Source organism: Microcystis sp. LEGE 08355, assembly GCF_015207185.1.
GTDB classification, from domain to species: domain Bacteria; phylum Cyanobacteriota; class Cyanobacteriia; order Cyanobacteriales; family Microcystaceae; genus Microcystis; species Microcystis panniformis.
The window spans coordinates 1-2,877 of sequence record NZ_JADEXI010000588.1; the positions used below are offsets into that span (position 1 = coordinate 1).

1 protein-coding gene and 1 pseudogene are annotated in these 2,877 nt (G+C 38.2%); one reads left to right on the forward strand and one right to left on the reverse strand.

All coding sequences use genetic code 11. The features are described 5' to 3' along the window. Positions 1–396 precede the first annotated feature (396 nt). Positions 397–2,277: a DNA primase gene (dnaG, locus tag IQ242_RS21520; RefSeq protein WP_193961351.1), complete on the forward strand. Its 1,881-nt coding sequence runs from the start codon at positions 397–399 to the stop codon at positions 2,275–2,277. Between the two features lie 12 nt (positions 2,278–2,289). On the opposite strand, the pseudogene IQ242_RS21525 reads toward dnaG, so the two are convergent. After that, positions 2,290–2,877 (reverse strand): annotated as a pseudogene (locus IQ242_RS21525) (lipid-A-disaccharide synthase); the annotation flags it as partial.

Here is a 2,877-nt window from a genome sequence, read left to right on the forward strand (position 1 = left end):
CCAGTAACCAGTAATCAGTAAACAGTGACCATTTCTTTCCCCGCTGGTCTCTGCATTTCTTTTTAACAAAACTTAACAATTATGGGCGAAATTTTGCTGGCTTTTGTCGGGAGATTTTGAGATAATATTTTTAAAAGATTTTATTCATAATGGGAATATTTGAACTTGTAAAAATTGGCACGGATTCCCATTATGAGAAAAGCATAGCACAAGCCGCCGCCAAAGTCAAGTCCTTTCTTATTACTTATGGGTGCGAATTTCCAGGAGTCAAAAAGGGACTTAGTGGGGGTGCTAGGTGTTGGGGAGATTTTTCAGTGATCAGCTTTAATACTGCTCACTTAATATATACTGCTCACTTAAAACTCACATCTGACTCCTGACTGCTGATAACTGATTATGGATACACCGCGACTACATCCGGACACGATCGAAGAAGTTAAACAAAGAATTGATATTGTGGATTTAATTTCCGAGAGAGTCGTCCTCAAAAAAAGGGGACGGGAATACGTTGGTTTATGTCCTTTTCACGAGGAAAAATCCCCCAGTTTTACGGTTAGTCCTGCCAAACAAATGTATTACTGTTTTGGCTGTGGTGCGGGGGGAAACGGGATTAAATTTCTTATGGAAGTGGGAAAACAATCTTTTAGTGAAGTGGTTTTCGATCTTGCTAGAAGGTATCAAATCCCGATTAAAACTCTGGCAGTAGAACAGCGTCAGGAATTAGAACAGAAATTATCCCTCAAGGAACAATTATACGAAATAATGGCCGTGGCGGTGAGTTTTTATCAACACGCCCTTAGTCAACCTCAAGGGGAAAAAGCGTTAGATTATCTTAAGGTAGAACGACAACTAACCGCAGAAACTATCGCTAATTTTCAACTGGGATATTCTCCGGAAGGTTGGGAAACTCTCTATCGTTATTTAGTGGAACAAAAGCGCTATCCTGTGGCTTTAGTGGAACAAGCGGGATTAATTAAAGCGCGTCAAAATGGTAGTGGTTATTACGATCAATTTCGAGATCGTTTAATGATTCCTATTTTTGATAGTCAAGGACGAGCGATCGCTTTTGGTAGTCGCACTTTAGGTAATGAGCAGCCAAAGTATCTAAATTCTCCCGATACTCCTCTATTTGAAAAGGGAAAAACTCTCTTTGCTCTCGATCGAGCTAAACAGGCAATTATTCAGCAAGATTTAGCGATAGTTGTCGAGGGTTATTTTGACGCAATCGCTCTCCATGCTGCTGGTATCACTAATGTGGTTGCCTGTTTAGGAACAGCTTTAAGTCAAGAGCAAATTAAATTACTTTTGCGCTACAGTGAAAATAAACAAATAATCTTTAATTTTGATGCTGATCAAGCCGGAATTAAAGCGACACAAAGGGCGATCGAGGAAATTAACTCCCTAGTTTATTCAGGACAAGTTAACCTAAAAATCCTTAATCTTCCCGATGGTAAAGATGCCGATGAATTTCTTAAATCTCGTGCTGACGGGGTGAATAGTTATCGAGAATTAATCGAAAAATCTCCTTTTTGGATTGATTGGCAAATCTCGCAAATGTTGGTTAATAAAGATTTAAAACAGGGACTACATTTTCAACAAGTAGCCAATAGTATGGTGAGGTTACTGCAAAAGTTAATCGATAGCAATCAACGCACTTTTTATCTAGATTATTGTGCTGAAATTTTGGCTCAAAAAGATGCCACTCGTTTGCCTTATATTTTAAAAAATCTCTCAAAGCAGGTTAATAAACCTCAGGGAAAATCTCTGGCAATCAAGAGGAAAAATATTTTAGATAAATCCGAAAAAAATAGCTCGGAAAAAGCCGAATGGTTATTATTATTAATCTATCTCCATTATCCTGAATATCGGGAAATAATTTTAGAATCTTTGGATGAAAAAGATTTAATTTTTAATCTCCCTGATTATCGTTGGTTATGGCAAGTAATTCTAGAGTTAGAAACCCAAATTACTAAACCAAGAGATTTGATGTCAGCTTTACAGAATCATTTATTGATGATCACCACAGACAAAAACCGTGATTTTAATTCTTTATTTCACTTAAATGAACATACCAGTCAGGAAATTTTGCAGCCAGAAGAACAAATTAAAGATGCTATTATAGCTATGGAAAAAATTAGTTTAATGGAATATCGTCGCTACTGTCAAGAACAATTAATTAATTCTGGCGACAGCAATCAAAGGGAATTTTATCAGCAGGAATTTTATCAAACTGTTAATAAATTAATCGAAATTGATCCTCTCTACCAACAAGCTTAATTCTCTAATTGATTAGAAACTAGACAGTTGTTCGGCAATAATAGATACTAACTTATCCACTGCTCCTGCTTGTCCGCGCACTGCCCGCAATTTTTGCCGGATAGCCTCTAATTGTTGGGGATTTTCTAACCAAGAACTAGCCATATTTGCCACTTCTTCTGGTTGTAATTCCCCCAATAATTCCGGAACAATTTCGGCGCCAGCCCAAATATTTGGCCAAGCATATAAACGCTTTTTCCGCAACATATAGAGATTAATTATCTTAGCAAATAAAGAGCCAACCCCCGGCAGTTGGGCTAATAAACCGGGTAAACCGTCCCAAGTTCTCATCGCGTCTAGTTGCTGAGTCGGTAGTAAAATAATCATCGGGATTGCCAGTGCCCCTAATTCGGCAGTATTAGCACCCACCGTCGTTAAAGCTAAATGACAGCGAGAAAGCTGGTTATGGGCGGGAAAATCGGTAATTAGGTCAACTTTTACCCCCTTAGCTGTTTCTAGATAGGGTTTTTCTCCGTTTTTTAATTGGGCAGCACTCCAACCGGTTTTAGTAATCATCGGATTATAGCTAGGAGCGGCAAAGTTCGCCAAATAAGCTAATTT